This is a genomic window from Cecembia sp., from assembly GCF_007126775.1.
GTDB lineage: Bacteria > Bacteroidota > Bacteroidia > Cytophagales > Cyclobacteriaceae > Cecembia.
The window spans coordinates 1-2,763 of sequence record NZ_SLAP01000214.1 but is presented as its reverse complement, the minus strand read 5'-3'; the positions used below and the strand labels follow the sequence as shown (position 1 = coordinate 2,763).

The window sequence follows — 2,763 nt, the reverse complement described above, 5'->3', positions numbered from 1 at the left end:
TTTCGTATCCAATACTTCAAAGAACTTCCCGCCGCATCTAATGCAACGATTGACAGCAACTGTTTGCCGTATCATTATCCCCGCTCCAGCGAACAGGACTGCAAAGGTAAAACAAAATTTTATTTTAACAAAATCAAATTTTTGATTTTATATTCTAATTTCGCGCTTTTTATAAAGCTGAACGAATTATTGTCGGGGTGATCTTTTTTCTTCCCTCGTTTGGGAATGCAAAGGTGCAACTCTTTTCTGCATTTACAAAACCCTTTTCTCAAAAAACTGTTCCCTCAAGAAAACAGCGCTGATAATCAAGCATAAAAAATAAATTCTTCCTTCAATATTGAAAGAATGGCTTTCTTTTTTTGTTTTCCGGTCTCCAAAGTTGATTTACAAATCTATAGCGCAAGGAAACCTCATGAGCCCCTCCAGAATTTCTCCAGCCTAAAGCAGAAAGGGTGAAATCATGACTATAGCCAATGTCCATCCCATTCTCAAAAGAAAAACCTATAACTGCAATCAAAGCTTCATTATTGGGCAACCCTATACGGGTAGGAATTCCCCTGTACCATAAACCTAGCACAATGGGATCAAAGAAAAGTTCAGTGCCTAGGTCAAGCTGATCAAACAAACCCTGTCTTCGGTAATTAAAAGCAAAAGATACAGACCGTTCCTGACGGCTATTGTTCACATAATCATTGATAAATCCTCTGGGCAAATCAAATCTGATCCCTCCATGCGCACTGTAACGGATTGCCAAAGGATCTGTGCCCCCATCCAAATATGAAATATTCGGCCTGTTGATGTGATGTCCTGCTAAGCCGAACCATACTTTATCATTGTAAAATAGAATACCTGAATGCAGATCAAAAAACGTCCGTGTCCTATCTTCCATACCCCCTCCACCCGAACCAGGAAGCACCATTCCCCTGTCAATATCCAATTGTGCACTTAGAATAACATCATCAAAGGAGGCTGAACGGGTCGCAAAACTGCCCTGAGCCCCCAAATGAAGGAAGGACTGCTCGCCTAACCTTACTTTATAGGCATAAACCAAGCCTACTTCATTATTGGCCAAATTACTCAAAGTTTCATAGCTGCCATTTACTATAAGCCCCAAACCGGAATTCTTTTTTTCAATAGGATGGTCAAGGTAAGCTGAATAAGCGACAAATGTTTGATCTAAACCTGGCCATTGATTTTTAAAGTTAATTCCAGCCCTACTCACTTCAGCACTACCTGCAAAAGCAGGATTCAGGTACAAAGGTGCTGCATAAAATTGAGAAAACTGAATATCCTGACCTTGTAGAGGTAGACTAAAAATAAATACCACTATTACTGAAATTATCCCCCTCATCTGATTAGCGTTAGCCTTCCACTTTCATCAAGGACCTCGCCATCTATGGACTTCATTTTCACCCTATACACGTAATTTCCAGATGGGGCTGCTTCCCCCTTGATTTTCCCGTCCCATCCCACGGTATCCAATTCTCTTGACTCAAATACCATATTACCCCAAAGATTAAAAACCTGAATTTCCATTGCGACGATCCCCTTTGTTTTGGGTCTGAAATAATTATTATTACTTAAGTCAGGGGTAAAACCGGTCGGAAACATGACCCTATAAGACAAGGTCAAAGGCACTTCGATACTGATGGATTCCCGGCAGCCCAATGCATTGATCACAGTAAGCTGGACTGGAAAAATACCTTTTTTGCCAAAAACATGAACTGGGTTGCTTTCTGTACTGGTAGTACCATCGCCAAAATCCCATTCCCAAGCCACTGCACCCCCTTGGGTAAAATCTTTAAAACGAATGGGGTCATCAATGAAAATCCCCCCTTCCTCCTCAGTCTTGATGCCAGTGCCATCAACTTCATAGTCAAAATTGGGCGTCAGGGTTTCCCTTACAATATTTACCTCCACCTCTTCTGGGTCTGACCAACATTCCAGGTCCTTATGCTTTACACTAAGGCGGTAAGTACCGGACAAGAATACCTCAGACATCATTTCATTGACCAATAAATCCCCAAGGGGTGTTTCCAATTGATAATCAAACAAGCTTTCATCATACGCTACAATAAAATCCCTCAAGTCCAAAGCTATTCCGGGCTCGCACCCTATTACCGGAGCTGTCAAATCCAAAGAAGGGAAATCCGGATTGATCAAAAGAAATTCCTCAGAAATAGTAGGGCAACTTTTGGCATTGAAAGCAATCACCTTATAGTTCCCTGGTTGATCTGCAAACCATTCCGCTTGGTTAGATTCAGGTAATAACAGATCATCTCGATACCATTCAAATGAAAAATATGCTTCCTCTCCAATTGCCTTAAGTAATAGCCCCTCTCCTTCGCATAACCTTATAGATTTAGCATCATCTTCCAATCCAGCAGTCTGAATCCTGACTGGTTCAGGAGATTCCTGAATGAGCAATTTGATCGCATTTCCAGAAGAGGTTTTGCCATAGTTGTCCGTGATGGTATAGTACACCACTACTTCTTCATCAGTAAAGCCAAGATTGGGAAAGAATGTAAAGCCACCGCCCTGATCATCTGCCCTGAAGCTCCCTTGTGGCAATTCTAATACGCGGTTTTCAGGCCTACACCTTGCCTGCGAGCAAACATCTTCCTCTTCTGCCTGAATATCTTCGAGAGAGGCATAGAATTGTATACAGCGCAAACTGGAATTCTCATTGGGCAAGAAGATGTTTTCATTGAAAAGATCATAGGTGTTTTCCTGCCCTTCACAGGATGCAACATCATCTATATC

Annotated in this window: 3 protein-coding genes; 1 reads left to right on the top strand and 2 read right to left on the bottom strand. The window is 41.7% G+C overall.

Annotated features, from left to right (window positions below; genetic code table 11):
- The coding region (locus tag QZT73_RS14240; RefSeq protein ID WP_291788826.1) for a hypothetical protein at positions 1–201 on the top strand (201 nt) is incomplete at its 5' end.
- Positions 202–331: 130 nt separating this feature from the next.
- Here the strand turns inward: QZT73_RS14240 and QZT73_RS14235 are convergent.
- Entirely contained in the window at positions 332–1,351 is a 1,020-nt protein-coding gene (locus QZT73_RS14235; protein WP_291788825.1) for a type IX secretion system membrane protein PorP/SprF, read from the bottom strand.
- Positions 1,348–2,763: PKD domain-containing protein (locus QZT73_RS14230; RefSeq protein ID WP_291788822.1), on the bottom strand; the 1,416-nt coding region annotated here is incomplete at its 5' end. The genes QZT73_RS14230 and QZT73_RS14235, both read right to left, overlap by 4 nt.

What these genes read in the sequence shown, in the direction of transcription:
- QZT73_RS14235 (WP_291788825.1), bottom strand. Translation starts at nt 1,351, where the DNA reads ATGAGGGGGATAATTTCAGTAATAGTGGTATTTATTTTTAGTCTACCT.